Annotated in this window: 20 protein-coding genes; 13 read left to right on the forward strand and 7 right to left on the reverse strand. The window is 73.1% G+C overall.

The window, feature by feature from the left end; all coding sequences use genetic code 11:
* Window positions 1-23 precede the first annotated feature (23 nt).
* Window positions 24-869 (reverse strand): aminotransferase class IV, encoded by an 846-nt coding sequence (locus AB0M79_RS11855; protein ID WP_364211284.1) that lies wholly within the window; start codon window positions 867-869, stop codon window positions 24-26.
* A gap of 40 nt (window positions 870-909) precedes the next feature.
* Here AB0M79_RS11855 and AB0M79_RS11860 point away from each other — a divergent pair, with 40 nt between their 5' ends.
* The 8 genes from AB0M79_RS11860 to AB0M79_RS11895 all read left to right on the forward strand — a co-directional run bounded on the left by AB0M79_RS11860 (window position 910) and on the right by AB0M79_RS11895 (window position 6,921).
* Window positions 910-1,332: a Fur family transcriptional regulator gene (locus tag AB0M79_RS11860; protein ID WP_357535528.1), complete on the forward strand. Its 423-nt coding sequence runs from the start codon at window positions 910-912 to the stop codon at window positions 1,330-1,332.
* The gene (locus tag AB0M79_RS11865; protein ID WP_364211287.1) at window positions 1,329-2,435 is read left to right on the forward strand and encodes a folate-binding protein; all 1,107 of its coding nucleotides are present in this window, start codon (window positions 1,329-1,331) and stop codon (window positions 2,433-2,435) included. Before AB0M79_RS11860 ends, AB0M79_RS11865 begins: the two co-directional genes overlap by 4 nt.
* A gap of 67 nt (window positions 2,436-2,502) precedes the next feature.
* Window positions 2,503-3,342, forward strand: a complete 840-nt coding sequence (locus AB0M79_RS11870; protein ID WP_364211290.1) for a 3-keto-5-aminohexanoate cleavage protein — start codon at window positions 2,503-2,505, stop codon at window positions 3,340-3,342.
* On the forward strand, window positions 3,339-4,310 hold the full coding sequence (locus AB0M79_RS11875) for an asparaginase (RefSeq protein WP_364211293.1): 972 nt from the start codon (window positions 3,339-3,341) through the stop codon (window positions 4,308-4,310). The genes AB0M79_RS11870 and AB0M79_RS11875 overlap by 4 nt, the downstream gene beginning before the upstream one ends.
* Window positions 4,311-4,494: 184 nt before the next feature.
* Complete coding sequence (locus AB0M79_RS11880) at window positions 4,495-5,097, forward strand: helix-turn-helix transcriptional regulator (RefSeq protein WP_364211296.1); 603 nt, start codon at window positions 4,495-4,497, stop codon at window positions 5,095-5,097.
* Window positions 5,094-5,660, forward strand: a complete 567-nt coding sequence (locus tag AB0M79_RS11885; RefSeq protein WP_364211299.1) for a hypothetical protein — start codon at window positions 5,094-5,096, stop codon at window positions 5,658-5,660. Before AB0M79_RS11880 ends, AB0M79_RS11885 begins: the two co-directional genes overlap by 4 nt.
* A 65-nt stretch (window positions 5,661-5,725) precedes the next feature.
* On the forward strand, window positions 5,726-6,040 hold the full coding sequence (locus tag AB0M79_RS11890; RefSeq protein ID WP_357535538.1) for a DUF2516 family protein: 315 nt from the start codon (window positions 5,726-5,728) through the stop codon (window positions 6,038-6,040).
* The gene (locus AB0M79_RS11895) at window positions 6,037-6,921 is read left to right on the forward strand and encodes an alpha/beta hydrolase (protein ID WP_364211302.1); all 885 of its coding nucleotides are present in this window, start codon (window positions 6,037-6,039) and stop codon (window positions 6,919-6,921) included. The genes AB0M79_RS11890 and AB0M79_RS11895 overlap by 4 nt, the downstream gene beginning before the upstream one ends.
* On the opposite strand, the gene AB0M79_RS11900 is transcribed toward AB0M79_RS11895, so the two are convergent.
* Window positions 6,914-8,050, reverse strand: coding sequence for a nucleotidyltransferase domain-containing protein (locus AB0M79_RS11900; protein WP_364211305.1), 1,137 nt, complete (start codon window positions 8,048-8,050; stop codon window positions 6,914-6,916). The genes AB0M79_RS11895 and AB0M79_RS11900 overlap by 8 nt on opposite strands.
* Window positions 8,051-8,100: 50 nt before the next feature.
* Between AB0M79_RS11900 and AB0M79_RS11905 the strand changes: the two genes are divergently transcribed.
* On the forward strand, window positions 8,101-8,616 hold the full coding sequence (locus tag AB0M79_RS11905) for an O-acetyl-ADP-ribose deacetylase (RefSeq protein ID WP_364211308.1): 516 nt from the start codon (window positions 8,101-8,103) through the stop codon (window positions 8,614-8,616).
* Window positions 8,617-8,628: 12 nt separating this feature from the next.
* Here AB0M79_RS11905 and AB0M79_RS11910 read toward each other — a convergent pair whose 3' ends face one another.
* The 3 genes from AB0M79_RS11910 to AB0M79_RS11920 all read right to left on the reverse strand — a co-directional run bounded on the left by AB0M79_RS11910 (window position 8,629) and on the right by AB0M79_RS11920 (window position 12,108).
* Window positions 8,629-9,645: a LacI family DNA-binding transcriptional regulator gene (locus tag AB0M79_RS11910; RefSeq protein WP_357535548.1), complete on the reverse strand. Its 1,017-nt coding sequence runs from the start codon at window positions 9,643-9,645 to the stop codon at window positions 8,629-8,631.
* 7 nt (window positions 9,646-9,652) lie between these two features.
* Window positions 9,653-11,035, reverse strand: a complete 1,383-nt coding sequence (locus tag AB0M79_RS11915) for a GH1 family beta-glucosidase (protein WP_364211941.1) — start codon at window positions 11,033-11,035, stop codon at window positions 9,653-9,655.
* A gap of 311 nt (window positions 11,036-11,346) precedes the next feature.
* Window positions 11,347-12,108 (reverse strand): maleylpyruvate isomerase family mycothiol-dependent enzyme, encoded by a 762-nt coding sequence (locus AB0M79_RS11920; protein WP_364211312.1) that lies wholly within the window; start codon window positions 12,106-12,108, stop codon window positions 11,347-11,349.
* A gap of 68 nt (window positions 12,109-12,176) precedes the next feature.
* Between AB0M79_RS11920 and AB0M79_RS11925 the strand changes: the two genes are divergently transcribed.
* Together AB0M79_RS11925 and AB0M79_RS11930 are read left to right on the forward strand one after the other, a co-directional pair.
* The gene (locus AB0M79_RS11925; RefSeq protein ID WP_364211315.1) at window positions 12,177-13,265 is read left to right on the forward strand and encodes a UDP-N-acetylmuramate dehydrogenase; all 1,089 of its coding nucleotides are present in this window, start codon (window positions 12,177-12,179) and stop codon (window positions 13,263-13,265) included.
* Window positions 13,266-13,324: 59 nt separating this feature from the next.
* On the forward strand, window positions 13,325-14,116 hold the full coding sequence (locus tag AB0M79_RS11930) for an LPXTG cell wall anchor domain-containing protein (protein ID WP_364211318.1): 792 nt from the start codon (window positions 13,325-13,327) through the stop codon (window positions 14,114-14,116).
* 8 nt (window positions 14,117-14,124) lie between these two features.
* On the opposite strand, the gene AB0M79_RS11935 is transcribed toward AB0M79_RS11930, so the two are convergent.
* On the reverse strand, window positions 14,125-14,925 hold the full coding sequence (locus AB0M79_RS11935; protein WP_364211321.1) for a class I SAM-dependent methyltransferase: 801 nt from the start codon (window positions 14,923-14,925) through the stop codon (window positions 14,125-14,127).
* A complete protein-coding gene (locus AB0M79_RS11940; protein WP_364211324.1) occupies window positions 14,925-15,689 on the reverse strand; it encodes an SDR family oxidoreductase in 765 nt (254 codons plus the stop codon). The genes AB0M79_RS11935 and AB0M79_RS11940 overlap by 1 nt, the downstream gene beginning before the upstream one ends.
* A 175-nt stretch (window positions 15,690-15,864) precedes the next feature.
* On the opposite strand from AB0M79_RS11940, the gene mshA reads away from it, so the two are divergent.
* Both mshA and AB0M79_RS11950 read left to right on the forward strand, forming a co-directional pair.
* The gene (mshA, locus tag AB0M79_RS11945) at window positions 15,865-17,238 is read left to right on the forward strand and encodes a D-inositol-3-phosphate glycosyltransferase (protein ID WP_364211327.1); all 1,374 of its coding nucleotides are present in this window, start codon (window positions 15,865-15,867) and stop codon (window positions 17,236-17,238) included.
* A 63-nt stretch (window positions 17,239-17,301) separates the two neighbouring features.
* Window positions 17,302-17,826 carry a YbjN domain-containing protein gene (locus AB0M79_RS11950; RefSeq protein WP_364211330.1) on the forward strand — a complete coding sequence of 175 codons (525 nt, stop codon included), beginning with the start codon at window positions 17,302-17,304 and terminating at the stop codon, window positions 17,824-17,826.
* Window positions 17,827-17,848 lie beyond the last annotated feature (22 nt).

Genomic DNA, 17,848 nt, shown 5'->3' on the forward strand with positions numbered 1-17,848 from the left:
ACGTCGTCAGGCTCCGCAAGCCGTCAGGCGAAGCCGAGCAGTTCGCGGATCGCCGTCGTGTGCGGCGACGGCGGCAACGGCACGCCGTCGAGCGACCGCACCTCCGCGACGCCGCGAACCGACGAGGTGAACCACACCCCGCCGGTCGCGTGCAGGTCGGCCGGCGTCACCATCCGTTCGTCGGCCGCCCAGCCCAGCTCGCCGGCCCTGGCCAGCAGCCAACCGGCGGTCACCCCGGGCAGGATGCCGGTGGCCGCGGCCGGCACCGTGCACAGCGTCGCCCCGTCCAGCCAGACCAGGCTGGCGGCCGGCCCCTCCAGGGCGAACCCCTCCGTCGACGTCCACAACACGTCGTCGACCCCGTTCGCCACCGCCCAGCGGCGGGTCGCCTGGCTGACCCCGTACGACGTGCTCTTGACCCCGGCGAGCAGCCACGGCGCGGCGGCGCGGGCGGTCGCGGCCACGCCGAGCGGCAGGGTCGCCACCGAGATGCCGGCGCGGCGGGCGCGCACCGCCGCCGGACCGATTCCGGACAGGGTGGCGAAGGCGGTCGGCGGCCCGCCGTGCTCCGGGCCGCGGGTGCAGACCAGCCGCACCGCCCCCTCCAGATCGGCCGGCCAGGCCGCGCAGACCAGGTCGATCAGCCCGGCGAGGTCGGGGAGCGGGGCGAGCGGCAGGTCGACCTGGTCGGCCGAGCGGGCCAGCCGGGCCAGGTGCGGGTCGCGTAGCCAGGGCTGGCCGGCACGGACGTGCATCGTTTCGAAGAGGCCGTCGCCGTGCAGCACACCCCGGTCGTCGGCGCGCACGACCGGGGCGTCCGGGGCGACCAGACCCCGGCCCAGTACGGCCACGAACTGCGGGCTGGACACGACTCCCGAGCGTAACGGGGATTCGAACTATGATCGGGCCGTGTCGGACACATCGCTCGCCGAAGTGCTGCGGTCGCGGGGGCTGCGGCTCACCGCGCAGCGGCAGCTGATCCTCGAAGCCGTGCACGACCTGGGGCACGGAACCCCGGAGCAGGTGCACAACGCCGTCCGTGAGGTCGCCGCGGGCGTGAACATCACCACTATCTACCGCACCCTGGAACTACTCGAAGAGCTGGGACTGGTTACCCATACGCACCTGTCGCACGGGTCGCCGACCTACCACCCGGCCGGCGCCGACCAGCACGCCCACCTGGTGTGCCGGTCGTGCGGCGAGGTCGACGAGATCGACCCGGCGACGCTGATGCCGCTGGCCGAACAGTTGGCGGCGCAGCGGGGGTTCCGGGTCGACATCGGGCACGTGTCGTTCTTCGGGGTCTGCGTGAAGTGTGGGGAGCAGGAATGATCGATCTACCAGGGGCGGTGGCGGTCGGGGCCATCGACGAGGAGTCACCCGACGTCGGCGTCGCCGCCCACTACGGCGACCCCAACCGGGAGCAGCGGGCGTTGGCGACCGACGTCGGACTGGTCGACCGCTCCAACCGCGGCGTGCTGGCCGTACCCGGCGAGGAACGGGTGAGCTGGCTGCACACCATCACCACCCAGCATCTCGCCGCGCTGGCCGACGGGCAGGGCAGCGAACTGCTCGTCCTCTCCCCGCACGGGCACGTCGAGCACCACGCGCTGGTCGCCGAACTCGACGGCACCACCTGGCTCGACACCGAGCCCGGGCCGGCCGCCGGCGAACTGCTCGGCTTCCTGGAGAAGATGCGGTTCTTCACCCGGGTCGAGCCCCGCGACGCCACCGCCGAGTGGGCCGTGCTGTCGCTGGTCGGCCCGCGCGCGGCGCAGGCCGCCGCGACGCTCGGCGTCGACGGGCTCACCGACCCCGACACCCTCGGCGTCCCGGCCGCCAAGTTCGCCGCCGGCTCCGTGCCATCCCGCCCCACCAGCCGATACGCCGTACGGCCGCTGCCCGCCGGCGGGTGGGCCCGACGCGGGCCGCTCGGCGTCGACCTGCTCGTGCCCCGGGGTTCCGTCGACGAGGTGGCCGGCCGGCTGACCGCCGCCGGCGTGCCGGCCGCCGGGCTGTGGGCGTACGAGGCGATCCGGGTCGCCGCCCGCATCCCCCGGGTCGGCTTCGAGACCGACCACCGCACCATTCCCGCCGAGATCGACCTGGTGGCGCCGGCCGTACACCTCGACAAGGGGTGCTACCGGGGCCAGGAGACGGTGGCCCGGGTGCACAACCTCGGCCGACCGCCGCGCCGGCTGGTGCTGCTGCACCTCGACGGGGTGGCCACCGACCAGCCGCCGGCCAAGGGCACCCCGGTCACCACCGACGACGGCCGGACGGTCGGGTTCGTCGGCACCGCCGTACGCCACTTCGAGCTGGGCATGGTCGCGCTGGCCGTGGTCAAGCGCAACGTCGCCGACGACGCGCGGCTGACGGTCGGCGAGTCCGCCGCCGCCATCGATCCGGTGCCGGAGCCGAGCCGGGTGGCGTGAGATGCCAGGTGGCGGTGACCCGACATGGTTTCCGGCACCTGGGAGAACCGGCCCTAGTATCAGCGGCATGACGACAACGACGTTGATCACGGTGGCACCGACCGGTGCCGAGTCCAGCAAGGCTGACGTACCGGCGCTCCCGGTGACCATCGACGAGCTGGTGGTCACGGCGAAGGAGTGCGAGGCACTCGGCGCCGCCGTGATCCACGTCCACATCCGCGACGACGAGGCCCGGCCCACCCTCGACATCGGCCGGCTGCGGGCCACGGTCACCGCGCTGCGCGAGTCGACCGACCTGGTCGTGCAACTGTCCAGTGGCGGTGCGGTCACCGACCCGGAGGCCGCCCGGCTGGCCGTACTCGACGCCGCGCCCGACATGGCGTCGTGCACGATGGGCACGGTCAACTTCGGCGACGACGTCTTCCTCAACCGCTGGGAGTTCATCGTCGACCTGCACACGCGCATGCAGGAGCGCGGCGTCGTGCCGGAGTACGAGATCTTCGACCTCGGCCACCTGACCGCCCTCCAGCGCCTCCTCGGCAAGTACGGCCTGCCGGCCGGCGGCCACGTGCACGTCGACTTCGTGATGGGGGTGCCGGGCGGGATGCCGGGCACGACCGAGGCGCTGGTGGCGTGCCGCCAGGCGGTGCGTGACCTGCCTGAGGGCACCACGTTCTCGGCCACCGGGGTCGGCCGCACCACGATCCCGGTGATGCTCGCCGCGCTGTCGACCGGCGGTCACCTGCGGGTCGGCATGGAGGACACCCTGACGTACGCCAAGGGGCGTCCGGTCGACTCGAACATGCAGCTCGTCGCGCGGGCGGTGGGCTTCGCCCGGCTCGCCGAGCGGCCGCCGATGACGGCGGCCGCGGCCCGTGAGCTGTTCGGCATCCCGGCCCGGCCGTGACTCACCCCGGCGGGTACGCCGGCGGCGTCCGGCTCGCCGAGGTGGTCCGGTCCGGCTTCGTGGAGGGCTTCCACCACGGCTCGGTCGTGGTGCTCGACGCGACCGGGTCGGTGTCCGACGCCGCCGGGGACGTACGGGGGCCGATCTTTCCCCGGTCGTCGGTCAAGCCGTTGCAGTCGGTCGGGATGTTGCGCGCCGGGTTGCCGGTGACCGATCCGGCCGACCTGGCGTTGATCTCCGCCAGTCACCACGGTGAGCCGTTCCACCTGGACCGGGTCGCGGGGCTGCTGCGCCGGGCCGGGCTGACCGAGGCGGACCTGCACTGCCCGCGCGCGATGCCGATCGGGCCGGCGGCGGCCGAGGCGGTGCTGCGGGCCGGTGGCGGGCCGACCCGGATCCAGATGAACTGCTCGGGCAAGCACGCCGGGATGCTGTTGACCTGCCGGGCGGCCGGCTGGCCGGTCGACGGCTACTGGCTTCCGGAGCATCCGTTGCAGCGGCGGCTGCGGGCGGCAATCGAGGAGTTCACCGGGGAACGGGTCGCCGCGACCGGGGTCGACGGGTGCGGCGCACCGGTGCTGGCGGTGTCGCTGACCGGGCTGGCCACCGCCTTCCACCGGCTGGTGTCCGCGGCGCCCGGCACGGTCGAGCGTGCCGTGGCGGACGCGATGCGGGCCCACCCCGAGCTGGTTTCCGGGACCGCCGCGGAAGCCGAGGACAACCGGCTCATGCGCGGCGTGCCCGGTCTGTTGACCAAGGTCGGGGCGGAGGGGGTGTTGGCGGTGGCGCTGCCCGGGACCGGCGCCGTCGCCTGCAAGATCGACGACGGTGGGCAGCGTGCGCGCCCACCGGTGCTGGTCGCCGCGCTCCGCCGGCTCGGGATCAGTGCCCCGGTCCTGGACGAGCTGGCGGAGTCCGCGCTGTTCGGCGGCGGGGACCGAGTGGGCGGAGTCCGCGCCTTCTGGTGACCGACGCGTTCCCGCGATTCCGCCGCCTTCCGCGCGACACCGCAACCTTTTCCCCGCCATGTGACGAAATGTCGGGTGAGGAGTGCGGGACTGCGGGAAACTGGAGACGCTGGCCGGGTGAAGTCGCTAACTCTGGCTAGCGTTTCGCTTGCAGGAGCAAGCGGTCGGCGCTACCTTCGGTTTCATGCCCAGTCGCAAGGACCTGCCCCGAGACATCGGCGGCTTCATCCGCGACCTGCGTCACAACGCGCGGATCTCGATGCGCCAGCTCGCCGACCAGGCCGGGGTGAGCAATCCCTACCTGAGCCAGATCGAGCGCGGGCTGCGTAAGCCGAGCGCCGAGGTGCTCCAGCAGCTCGCCAGCGCCCTGCGGGTCTCGGCCCCGATGCTCTACCTGCGGGCCGGCCTGCTCGATGCCGAGGGGGAAGGGGTGCTGGCGGCCATCGCCACCGACCCCGACCTGACGATCGCGCAGAAGCAGTCGCTGAGCCAGATCTACGAGACGTTCCGCCGGGAGAACGCCCGCCAGGCCGAGGAGGACCGGGCCGCCGGCCGGTCCGACGAGTCGGCCGACACGGAGCTGAACCCGCCCACGCCGGGTAAGGCCGACCTCGAGAAGACACCGCCCGCCGGGGCACCGGCCGACGGCGTACTCGAATCCGTGGCCGTGACCGAGACCGGCGCCACGCCCGCGCCGACCACCGAGACCCCTGAGCCCGCGAAGAAGATCGCCCAGAAGGCGATCAGCGAGGCCGCCGACCCGGCGGCCGAAGAGGAGAAGTCATGACCCAGCCGAAGACGACCCGGATTCCCACCCCGCTCTACGCTGCCGCCGGTGCGGGCGAACTCGCCTACCAGCAACTGCGCAAGCTGCCCGCTGTCGTCAACGAGCTGAGCGGCAAGGCGGTCGTCACCACCTTCGAACTGCGCGACAAGGCCGCGGAGACCCTGCGCAACGCCAACACGACCGCCACCACCCTGCGCGACAAGGCCACCGCGACCGACGTCGACGTCGAGCGGCTGCGCGAGGCGGCCATGCGTAACGCCGCCGCCGTCGTGGCCGGCGCCCAGGCGGCCCAGGAGCGCGCGGTCGCCGTCTACGGACTCCTCGTCGCCCACGGCGAGCGCGTCGTCGGCACCCGGGTCGTCCGGGCCGCCGACACGGTCAACGCCGACATCGAGGCGACCGAGGCGCCGGCCGAGGTGACCGCCACCCCGGCGGCCGTCGCTACCCCGGCCGACGTCGCTACCCCGGCCGACGTCGCTACCCCCGCCGACATCGCCACCCCGGCCGACGTCGCCGCCCCGGCCGCGAAGCCGGCAAAGCGGACCCGCCCCACCAGCAAGTGACGTATGGTCGACGGCCCCGGCCCGCGTGTTCCACGCGGCCGGGGCCGCCGGCATAAGCTGTTCCCATGGACCACGCCGCGCCGATCTTCATCTACGATGTGCGTACCGTCATCGAGCTGGTACTGCTCGTGTTTGCCCTGGTTGTGCAGGGGGTCGCCTTCGTTCACTGCCTCACCCAGCGCGGCGACGCGTTCCCGGCCATCGGCACCCTGCCCAAGGGCGCCTGGCTCGCCATCCTCGGCGTCTGCCTCCTGCTGACCCTGCTCTTCTTCCAGGCGATCAACATCTTCGGCCTGATCGGCATCGCCGCCTCCCTGGTCTACCTGCTCGACGTCCGGGCCGGCCTGCGAGATATGACCGACGGCAAAGGCTTCTGGTGAGGGATTTCCGCTGGCCACCGCCACCCGATGGCGGCCCGCGGACCTACGGCCCCGGGCCGAGCGCACCCCGCACCGGCCGGCCGGCGTTGCCCGAACCGGCGACCGAGATCGTCACCACCCCGCACGGCGTACGGCTCGAACGCCTGGTCACCGGCAGTGGGCGGCCGGTGACCGTCTTCGCCCACGGGTTCGGCAGCGGCATCGCCACCACCCGGCCGCTGGGCAGCGCGGTGACCGGGAGCAAGGTCTTCTTCCAGTTCCGCGGGCACGGCCGCTCGGACGCCCCGCCAGGGCCGTGGACCTACCGTGACCTGGCCCGCGACCTGCGGGCGGTCGCCGACCTGTCCAACGCCGGGCGGGCGGTCGGGGTCAGCCTCGGTGCCGGCGCGCTCGGCCGGCTGTTGACCGAGAGCCCCGAACGGTTCGAGCGGGTCGTCTTCTTCCTGCCGGCGGTGCTCGACGAGGCGAGGCCACCCGCCTCGACCGAGCGGCTGCACCACCTGCTCGACGCGGTGGGCGTGGGAGACATCTCGGCCGTCGCCGACGTGCTCTCGGCGGAGATCCCGCCGGCCGTCCGCAACACCCCGGCCTCCTGGGCCTACCTGCGGCAGCGCATCGACCAGTTGATGCGCGACGGGCTCGCCCCGGAACTTGCCGACCTGACCGGCGAGGTGGCGGTTCCCGACCGGGCCGCGCTGTCCCGGGTGACCGCCCGGGCCCTGGTGATCGGCTGCGTCGGCGACGACCTGCATCCGGTGGCGGCCGCCGAGGCGCTCGCGGCCGCCCTGCCGAAGGCCGAGTTGCACGTCTACGACCGGCCCGGCGTCTTCTGGACCAACCGCGCCGACCTGCGCGACCGGATCTCCACGTTCCTCAACTAGCCGGGCGGGCACCCTCCACCGGCGCGGGCAGATGGTCGGCGCGTACGGCCAGCAGCCAGCGCTCCACGGTGGTCTCGTCCGGCCGGTCCGGCAGTGGGGTCCGGATCGCGTCGAACTCGCGGGTGGTCGACTCCAGCAGCCGTTGCGCCAGGTCGAGGTCGCCGGCGGCGACGCGCTCACCGAACTCGACGAAGCGGGCCGGCTCGGTGAGCCGGATCTCCAGCCGCCCGGTGGCGTAGAGCAGACGTCCCTGGTGCAGCAGCCGGGCCAGGTGCCGGGCGTGCTTGGCCGTACGCCGGCGGGTGTCGGCGGAGAAGCTGCCGTCGCCCCGGCCGGCGAGTCGGCGGAACTGCTGGCCGGCGTAGCCGAGGTAGGCGTCGCGGACCCGGGGCGCGGACAGGAACGCCGTCCGGATGGCGATCAGCTCGTCGCCCCACGGCGTACGGGTGTCGTAGAGGTCGTCGGGTAGCCAGGCGAGTTCGGTGGCGGTGGGGTTCCCGCTCAGGGCGAGCCGGCACCATTTGGCCGCTTCGTGCAGCGTGCTGTCGGGGGTGGTGGTCACGATCGACTCGCGGGGCGGGTGCAGCCCGTGGAAGGCGACCGTGGGGGCGGCGAAGACGCCGAGCCGGTCGACGTCCGAGCCGGGGCGGCTGAGGCCGTACGCGGTCGACCCCACCACTCCGGCAAGTAGTACGTGCATATCGGCCATGATGCCGTAACCTTCGGCACCCGAAGAACGGTGATTTAGTGTGCGTATACCACCGAAAGTGATATTCGGGATCATCGTTGTAATTGGCTTGCCGGTCGCGGTCTGGGGCGGCTGGATCTGGGCCGGTGAGGTTCCGGCGCCACCGGCCGAACGGGGCGGAGCCGGCACCATGGGCGCGGCGCCGACCCGCGCCGTGCCCACGCCGAGCCAGCCGGTCTGGATACCGTCGCCGTCGGTGGTCCCCACCGAACCCACCCCGGACCCGAGCCCGACGGCGACCCCGGCCGAACCGTCGGAGTCGCCGGTCGAGCCGTCCCCGACACCGTCGTCGCCGGCCCCCACGACCAGCCCCGCGCCGGAGGTCACCGGCGAGCCGACCGGCACTCCCAGCAGCACGGCGTCCCCGGTGCCGTCGGCCACGGCCCGGCCCTGAGTGGTCCGCGCCGGCCGAGGCGCGCGAGGATGGCCGCATGGAGATCGTCCTGACCGAGGGTGACATCACCGCGCAGCGGGTGGACGCGATCGTCAACGCGGCCAACTCGTCGCTGCTCGGTGGCGGTGGTGTCGACGGCGCCATCCACCGGCGGGGCGGCCCCGACATCCTCGCCGAGTGCCGGGCCCTGCGGGCGTCCCGGTACGGGCGCGGCCTGCCGACCGGGCAGGCGGTCGCCACCACGGCCGGCCGGTTGCCGGCCCGCTGGGTCGTGCACACCGTCGGGCCGGTCTGGTCGGCCGACGAGGACCGGTCGGCCCTGCTGCGCGACTGCTACGCCAACTCGCTGCGGGTCGCCGACGACCTCGGCGCCGCCTCGGTCGCCTTTCCGTTGATCTCGTCCGGCGTCTACCGCTGGCCGGTCGAGGACGCGGTCCGGCAGGCGCTCGCCGTACTGCGCAATGCCGGGCCGGCACAGGTCACCTCGGCCCGGCTGGTCCTCTTCGACGCGCCGACGTACGCGGTCGCGCGGCGGGTGCACGCGGCCGGCTGAGCCGCCCCGGACTCAGGCCGACTCGCGCAGCACCAGCTCGGTCGGCAGCACGACCGCGTGCCCGATGTCCTCACCGGCAGCCATTCGCAACAGTTGGCGGGTCATCTCCCGCCCCATCTCCTGGATCGGCTGGCGCACCGTGGTCAGCGGCGGGTCGGTGTAGCGGGCCATCTCGATGTCGTCGAACCCGACCACGGCGACGTCCTCCGGCACCCGGCGGCCGGCCTCGCGCAGCGTACGCAGCGCGCCGTGCGCCATCAGGTCGGAGGCGACGAAGACCGCGTCGAGGTCGGGGTCGTCGTCGAGCAGCTGCCGCATGGCCAGCCCGCCGGACTCCCGGGTGAAGTCGCCGACCGCGATCAGCGATCGACGGCCCGAGTCGCGCAGCTCGTCCCGGTAGCCGGCGAGCCGGTCGATGCCGGCGATCATGTCCTGCGGGCCGGCGATGGTGGCGATCCGCCGCCGGCCCGTCTCCAACAGGTGCCGGACCGCCTTCGCGACACCGCCGATGTGGTCGACGTCGACGTACGGCACCGGCACGGTGACCTGGCCCATCGGCCGCCCGCTGCACACCACGGGGATGCCGGAGCGCACGAGGGTCGCCGGGAGCGGGTCGGCGCCGTGCACCGACGCGAACATCACGCCGTCGACGTGCCGCCCGGTCGCGTAGCGCTCGACCCGGGCGTGGCTCGCCGCCGAGCCGGCGATCATCAGCACCAGTTGCTTGTCGGCGGCCTCCAGCTCCTGGCTGACGCCGCGGATGATGCCGGGGAAGAACTGGTCGTCGGAGAAGACCCGGGTCGCCGTCTCGGGCAGCACCAGCGCGATCGAGTCGGTGCGCTGGGTGACCAGGCTGCGGGCCGCCAGGTTGGGTACGTACCCGAGTTCCTGGACCGCCCGGCGGACCGCTTCCTGGATCGGTTCGGCGACCGTGGTCGAGCCGTTGACGACGCGTGAAACGGTTGCCCGGGAGACACCGGCGCGGCGCGCCACCGCCTCCAGCGTGGGCCGTTCCCGTGCAGTCGTCATGTGGCTCTCATCCTTCCAGCCCGTTGCGGCGGATCACCTCCTGGAACCACCGCGCACTGTCCTTCGGCGTCCGCCGCTGGCTCAGGTAGTCGACGTGGACGATGCCGAAGCGCTTGTCGTAGCCCTCGGCCCATTCGAAGTTGTCCAGCAATGACCATACGAGATAGCCGCGCAGATCGACGCCCCGGGCGATGGCCTCGTGTGCCGCGCGCAGGTGTCCGTCGAGATAGCCGATCCGGTCCGGGTCCGGGACCCGGTCACCCTCGGGCCGGTCGGGGAACGCGGCGCCGTTCTCGGTCACGAACAGCGGCACCCCGGGATAGTCGCGGCCGATGCGTTCGAGCAGCGCGGTCAGCCCGGACGGTTCGATCATCCAGCCCATGTCGGTCAGCGGCCCGACCGGCGGCAGGAACTCGATCCCCTCGGTGCCGGGGTAGGCGCCGTCACCCCCGGGGGCACCGGGGCGGGCCGCGACGTAGGTGGGCGCGTAGTAGTTGATGCCCAGCAGGTCGACCGGGCCGCCGATGATCTGCTCGTCGCCGTCGCGCAGGAAGTCGAGATCGGTGAACCGGGCGACGTGTTCGAGCACGTCGGCGGGGTAGCCGCCGCGCAGCAGCGGGTCGAGGAAGATCCGGTTGTGCAGGCCGTCGACGAGCCGTACGGCGCGTTGGTCGGCGGCGCTGTCCGGGTCGGCGGGGACCACCGCGGCCGGGTTGACGGTGATGCCGACGGTGGTCGCCCCGGCCGCCCGCAGCGCCTGCGCGCCGAGCCCGTGGGCGAGCAGCAGGTGGTGTACTGCCGCGAAGGCCGCCGCCGGGTCCTGCCGGCCCGGCGCGTGCACCCCGTTGCCGTAGCCCAGGTACGCCGAGCACCACGGTTCGTTGAGCGTGGTCCAGGTCCGGACCCGGTCGGCGAGCCGGCCGTACACGGCGGTGGCGTAGCCGGCGAAGTGCTCCGCGGTCTCCCGGTTGGTCCAGCCGCCCCGGTCTTCCAGGGGCTGCGGCAGGTCCCAGTGGTAGAGGGTGACGATCGGGTCGATGCCCCGACCGAGCAGTTCGTCGACGAGCCGGTCGTAGAAGTCGAGCCCGCGGGGGTTGACCGGGCCGCTGCCGTCGGGCTGGATCCGCGGCCACGCCACCGAGAAGCGGTAGCTGGCCAGGCCGAGCTCCGCCATCAGGGCGACGTCGTCGCGGTAGCGGTGGTAGTGGTCGCAGGCGACGTCGCCGGTGTGTCCAGCGTGCACCTTGCCCGGCGTACGGCTGAAGGTGTCCCAGATCGACGGACCGCGACCGTCGTCGCGGGCGGCACCCTCGATCTGGTACGCGGCGGTGGCCGCCCCCCAGACGAAGCCCTCGGGGAACCGGACACCGGCCGGGGCCCGGTCGAGCAGTGCCTGGCCGGTGTCGCCGGACGTGGTCACTCGTTGGTTGCTCAAGCTTTCACGGCACCTTCCATGATGTCGCCGATGATCTGGCGGCCGAGTACGACGAACACGAGCGGTGGCGGAGGCGAACGCATTGTGCCCCTTTGTCGTGGTGGTGTTCGACCTCCGGCATCGAGTATCTAGTAGGAGAGCGCTCTCACGAAAGGGTGGACCGAGCGTGGCCAGGCGTCAAGAGAGCGCTCCCAGAAAGTTGCCCGCGCGGTGCCGAGGAACCCGCCCACGAAGGGGCGGGTTCGAAGCGGGGGAAGAGGTCGGGATCAGCCGGTGCGCAGAGCGGTCAGGAGGGTCGCGTCACCGGTCACGTCGATCACGTCGAAGCCGATCCGGCCCCAGAGGGCGAGCAGCAGGTCGCTCGCCGTGCCGGTCGCGTGCAGCCGCGCGTGCGGGTCGTCACTGTCCAGGATCGTGTCGGTGTCGAGCAGTGCGACGCCCTCGCCCCGCAGCCGCAGGTACCACTCCTGGTCGGCGTCGGTCGCGACGAGTTGCGCCACACCGTGCCGCGGCTCGGTCGAGAGCCGCCGCCCGGCCGGCAGCCAGGTGTCCAGCAGTTCGGACACCCCGTCAGCGGCGAGCTTGGCCTCGATCGGTTCGACCGAGACGATCGCCGTCTGGGCGTCCCACCGGCGAAGGGCGGTCTCGTGCGCGACGCGACGGTGCCAGAACCCGACCCGCTTCGGCTGCGGCGCCCAGTTCCACGCCGGCGCCTCGGCGTCGAGGCCGTCGAGCAGGTTGATGAGGCGGTCGAACTCCTGCTGCCACCAGTCGATCGCCGCGACCCCGGCCGGCAGGCCCTCCGGCCCGGCCGGTGCCGCCGGCTGCTCGGTGCTGCCGGAACCCACCACGCCGGCCACCCACCCGTAGAAGGATCCGAGGTGGTGCACGAGGTCGGTGACGGTCCAGTCAGGACACGACGGCACCGGCGCGTCGGGGGCGGCCTCGGTGATCGCGGCGCGGAACGCGGGGCCCTCGGCGCGCAGTCCGCCGATCCAGAAATCCTTGGTGCCGTGCAGTCTGCTCATCGCCATTTCCTCCAGGACGACCGACCGTCCGTGCCTCGCCAGGCCGCTTCCAGCCTAGGGTGAACAGCGTGCCCGACGTTAGTGCAGAAGCGCCGACCACCGGTGAACCGACCAGCCCCCGATCCCTGGCCGCCTACACGACCCTGCGGCTCGGTGGCCCGTCCCGCCGATTTTTAACCGTTGGCGACGCCGCTGAAACCGTGCAAAGCATACGAGAGGCGGCGTTCGACGATCAGCCGGTTCTGATTCTCGCCGGCGGCAGCAACGTGGTGGTCGCCGACGCGGGATTTCCCGGGCTCGTCGTGCTCGTCCGCTCGCGGGGGGTGCGGGTCGTCGCCGAGGACGCCGAGACCGTCACGGTACGGGTCGCCGCCGGTGAACCGTGGGACGACTTCGTCGCGTACACCATCGATGCCGGGCTGTCCGGCGTCGAGTGCCTGTCCGGCATCCCGGGGTCGTCCGGCGCCACCCCGATCCAGAACGTCGGAGCGTACGGCCAGGAGGTGGCCGAGACGATCAGCGCCGTCGAGGCGTACGACCGGGTGACCGACGAGGTGGTCCGGCTGGCTCCGGCCGCCTGCGGCTTCGCCTACCGGGGAAGCGTCTTCAAGCACAGCGACCGCCGGGTGGTGCTCTCGGTCGACTTCCGGCTGGCCCGCTCGCCCCTGTCGGCCCCGGTCCGGTACGCCGAACTGGCCCGGGCCCTCGGGGTGGGGACCGGCGACCGGGTGCCGCTGGCGCAGGCGCGTACGGCGGTGCTGGCACTGCGGGCCGGCAAGGGCATGGTGCTCGACCCGGATGACCCCGACACCCGCTCGGTCGGCTCGTTCTTCACCAACCCGGTGCTCGACGCGGCGGCGTACGAGGCTCTGCTGGGCCGGGCCGGCGCGGCCGGCGAACCGCCGTCCTGGCCCGATCCGTCCGGCGTGGTCAAGGTGAGCGCGGCCTGGTTGATCGACCGCGCCGGCTTCACCAAGGGGTACGGCGACCCGGGCACCGTCGCGATCTCGTCCAAGCACACGCTGGCGCTGACCCACCGTGGCGGCGGGACGACGGCCGATCTGCTGGCGCTGGCCCGCGAGATCCGCGACGGCGTGCACGCCCGGTTCGGGGTGACGCTGCATCCGGAGCCGGTGTTGGTCAACTGCGAGCTTTAAAACGGACTATTTGCTTATTTTGCCGTTGCCTGAGTTCGGTCGGCTCGTTGACGGTGGTTATGGGGAAGATCTCTGCCGTCCGTCGCGTCCTGTCCGCGACCGTACTCGCCGCCGTCGTGTCCGTACCGATCCTGCCGGTCGCCGCGGCCGCCCAGCCGTCGCCGCCCGCGCCGATCCTGCCCGGCCTCCCGGTCATCCCCGGCCTGACCGGTGACGCGCCGGCCGACGACGGGCCTGGGCCGATCCCGGGGACGGACACCGGCGAACCGGCGCGCGGCGACGGGGACCGCCCCGCCGCCACGACCGGCGACGCGGCCCAGGTGGAGGCCGCCCGACCGCTGGTCATCACCAAGGCGGCCGACGCCGCCCAGGTCATGCCGGGAGCCAAGGTCAACTACCAGATCATCCTGCGCAGCGGGCAGGGGCTGGACGACATCGAGGTCGTCGACGACCTCACCGGTGTGCTCGACGACGCCGACTACGACGGCAACGCGACCGCCACGGCCGGCCGACTCGACTGGGCTGAACCGGAGCTGACCTGGACCGGCGACGTGCCGGCCGGCGAGCCGGTGGTGATCAGCTACTCGGTCACGGTGAAGACCGGGCAGCCCGGCGACCTGCGGATGCGCAACGTCGTCCGTGGTCCGGCCGAGAGCAACTGCGACCCGGCCTACCGGCAGGGCGGCTGCGCCGTCTCGTCGTTCGTGCTGGAGCCGGTGGCCCGGCCCAGCACCCCGCCGCCGCTGCCCAACACCGGTGCGCCGGTCACCTGGCTCGCCGCCGTCGGTGGCGGCCTGCTCGCCGCCGGCGCCGTCGCGCTCGTGATCGCCCGGCGCCGCCGGACCGCCTGACCGTCCGGTCAGCCCCCGGTCGCCGGGGCGACCGCCGACCACGGCACCGTCACCTCACCCAGCCGCCAGCGGGCTGGCCGGTCCGACACCGGCCAGCCCGCTTCGCGTATCGCCGCGACCGCGCGCACCCAGCGCTGCCGCGGCCCGAACGGCGCGTACGGCGCCGCGGCACGCCAGCCGTCGTCGAGCGCCCGCAGCAGGTCGTGCACCGGCTCGCCGGGCACGTTGCGGTGGATCAGCGCCTTCGGCAGCCGTTCGGCGACCGTGCCCGGACTGTCCAGCCTGGACAGCTTGGCGGCGAGGGTCAGCGACCGGGGACCGGCCGCGTCGAGCAGCACCCAGGATCCGAGCCGGCCCAACTCGTCACAGGTGCCCTCGACGACCACCCCACCGGGGGCGAGCGCGCCGGTCATCGTCCGCCACGCCGGCGCCACCTCGGCCTCGTCGTACTGCCGCAGGACGTTGAACGCGCGTACGACGGCCGGCCGGGCACCGGCCAGTTCGAACCCGCCCCGGGCGAACGTCAGCCACGGCGGGTCGGCGGCGCCCGCCGCGGCCGCCACCCGAACCGGATCGATCTCCAGGCCGAGCACCCGTACGTCGGGCCGTACCGCGGCGGCCAGCCGGGCACGCAACTCCACGGCGGTCACCGGGGTGGCGCCGTACCCCAGGTCGACCACGAGCGGGTCAGGGGCGTCGCGCAGCACGTCGGTGCAGTGCGCCGCGATCCAGTTGTCCACCCGGCGCAGCCGGTTGGGGTTGGTGGTGCCGCGCGTGACGACCCCGAGCGGCCGACGCGGTCGGGTCATCAGCTCACCCGGTGCACCTTGTGCTGCGCGGCCTGGGCCAGCGGCCGGACCACGAGACGGTCGATGTTGACGTGATGCGGGCGGGTGGCGCACCAGGCGATGCAGTCGGCGACGTCGTCGGCGACCAGCGGCTCGGCGACACCCGCGTAGACGGCGGCGGCCCGCTCCGCGTCGCCGTCGAACCGGACCAGGGCGAACTCGTCGGTGCGCACCATGCCCGGATCGATCTCGACCACCCGGATCGGGCGGCCGTTGAGTTCGAGGCGCAGCGTGCCGGCCAGTGCGGTCTGCGCGTGCTTGGCCGCCGTGTAGCCGCCCCCGCCCTCGTAGACGCCGAGCCCGGCGGTGGAGCTGACGACGACCACCGTCGCGGCGCCGGACCGTTCCAGGGTGGGCAGCAGCGCCTTGGTGACCCGCAGCGTGCCGAGCACGTTGACGTCGTACATCCACTGCCAGTCGCCGACGTCGGCGTCCTCGATCTGGTCGAGGCCACGCGCTCCGCCGGCGTTGTTGACCAGCAGGGTCACCGGCCCGGGCAGGTCGCCGACCGCCTCGGCCAGGCCGGCGACCGACTTGTCGGACGTGACGTCGCAGGCCACCGTGGTCGCCCGGCCGCCAGCCGTGGTGATCTCGGCGAGCAGGGTTTCCAGGCGGTCCGTCCGGCGAGCGGCCAGGACGACGTGGAAGCCCTCGGCGGCGAGCCGCCGCGCGGTCGCCGCGCCGATCCCGCTCGACGCTCCGGTGACGATCGCGACAGGGGTCATGGGCCCCATTCTTTCCCACCGGTCCGCTGCGGGGCTGCCGGGATGAGGTGGGTCACGTACGGGGGCGGCCTCGATGTATGGGGTTGCCTGAATCGGGAAGATGGCACGCGGTGCAGCGGTTGCTCTATGAGGCCGGTCGCGCAGAACGGCGCATAGCTGACTTTGAGGAGCAGATGTGGCGGAAATGCACACCGGCGTGGCGCGGCAGCGAGGTCTCCAGCCGTGGCCGACACCCAGACGGATCGCCACCCTGTCCGTGCACACCTCGCCGCTGCACCAGCCCGGCACCGGTGATGCCGGCGGCATGAACGTCTACATCGTCGAGGTCGCCCGCCGCCTCGCCGACGCCGGCGTCGAGGTCGAGATCTTCACCCGGGCCACCGCCGGTGACCTGCCCCCCACCGTCGAGATGGCCCCCGGCGTCAAGGTCCGGCACATCATCTCCGGGCCGTTCGAGGGGCTCGCCAAGGAGGAACTGCCGGCCCAGATGTGCGCCTTCACCACCGGCGTACTACGCGCCGAAGCGGCCCGCGCCCCCGGCTACTACGACCTCGTGCACTCCCACTACTGGCTCTCCGGACAGGTCGGCTGGCTGGCCAAGGAGCGGTGGGGAGTGCCGCTCGTACACAGCGCGCACACCCTGGCCAAGGTCAAGAACGCCCAGCTCGCCGCCGGCGACCGCCCCGAGCCGAAGGCCCGGATCATCGGCGAGGAGCAGTTGGTCGTCGAGGCCGACCGGCTGGTCGCCAACACCCGCGTCGAGGCCCACGACCTGGTCGACAGCTACGGCGCCGACCCGACCCGGGTCGCGGTCGTCGAACCCGGCGTCGACCTCGACCGCTTCCGGCCACCCACCGCCGGCACCGAGGCCGCCACCCGCCTCGCCGCCCGCCGCCGGCTCGGCCTGCCCGAGCACGGGCACATCGTCGCGTTCGTCGGCCGGATCCAACCGCTGAAGGCCCCCGACGTGCTGCTGCACGCCGCCGCCGCGCTGCGCGCCCGCGACCCGGAGATCGCCGACCAGCTCACCGTGGTGATCGTCGGCGGTCCGAGCGGCACCGGCCTGGACCGGCCGACCGCCCTGATCGACCTGGCCGCGTCGCTGGGCATCTCCGACGCCGTACGCTTCCTGCCGCCGCAGACCGGCGACGACCTGCCGGCCCTCTACCGGGCCGCGGACCTGGTGGCGGTGCCGTCGCACAACGAGTCCTTCGGCCTGGTGGCGCTGGAGGCGCAGGCGTGCGGCACGCCGGTCGTCGCCGCCGCCGTCGGCGGCCTGGTGACCGCCGTACGCGACCAGATCAGCGGCATGCTCGTCGACGGCCACGACCCGGTCGACTGGGCCCGGATGCTGGGCGGCCTGCTCGCCGCGCCGGCCCGCCGGGCCGGCCTGGGCCGGGGAGCGGTACGCCACGCCCGCAACTTCTCGTGGGCGCGTACGGCCTCCGGGCTGATCGCGGTCTACCGTGAGGCGGTGGCCGAACACCGCAGCCGGACCCTGTCCCAGTTGACCGACGGGGCGGCGGCGATCAGCGCCGGTGCGTTCTAGTTGGGTTCGCGCGAGGAGTGCGGCGAAGCGGAGTCCCGCAGTCGTGAGCGAAAGGCGATCCAGTTGGGTGTTCAGGGGCAGGTGGCGGCGCTGGTCGAGTCGGTGTGCACCGACCGGGAACTGGAGTACGAGTCGACCGGCGAGTTCTCGTACGCGGTCACGCTGCCCGGCACCCACAAGCTCAAGACGGTCTGCAATCTGATCGTCGGCGAGCACGCGCTGCGGATCGAGGCGTTCGTCATGCGGCAGCCCGACGAGCGGCGCGAGGAGTTGTGGGCCTGGCTGCTCCAGCGCAATTCCCGCATGTACGGCGTCGCGTTCGCCATCGACCCGGTCGGTGACGTCTACCTGACCGGCCGGGTCGGCCTGGGTGGGGTCGACGAGGACGAACTCGACCGGCTGCTGGGCTCGGTGCTGACGTACGCGGACGAGTCGTTCGACACCATGCTCGAGATCGGCTTCGGTACGGCGATCCGGCGCGAATGGGAGTGGCGGGTCCGAAACGGCGAATCGACGGCGAATCTGCGGGCGTTCGCGCATCTCTTCGAGCCCTCGGCGGCCGGTGACACGGGTTTGGACCGCCCCTGACGGGTATCGCTGTCGGGGCGGC

The sequence above is a fragment of the Polymorphospora sp. NPDC051019 genome (genome assembly GCF_040683055.1).
In the GTDB taxonomy this organism is placed as follows: domain Bacteria; phylum Actinomycetota; class Actinomycetes; order Mycobacteriales; family Micromonosporaceae; genus Polymorphospora; species Polymorphospora lycopeni.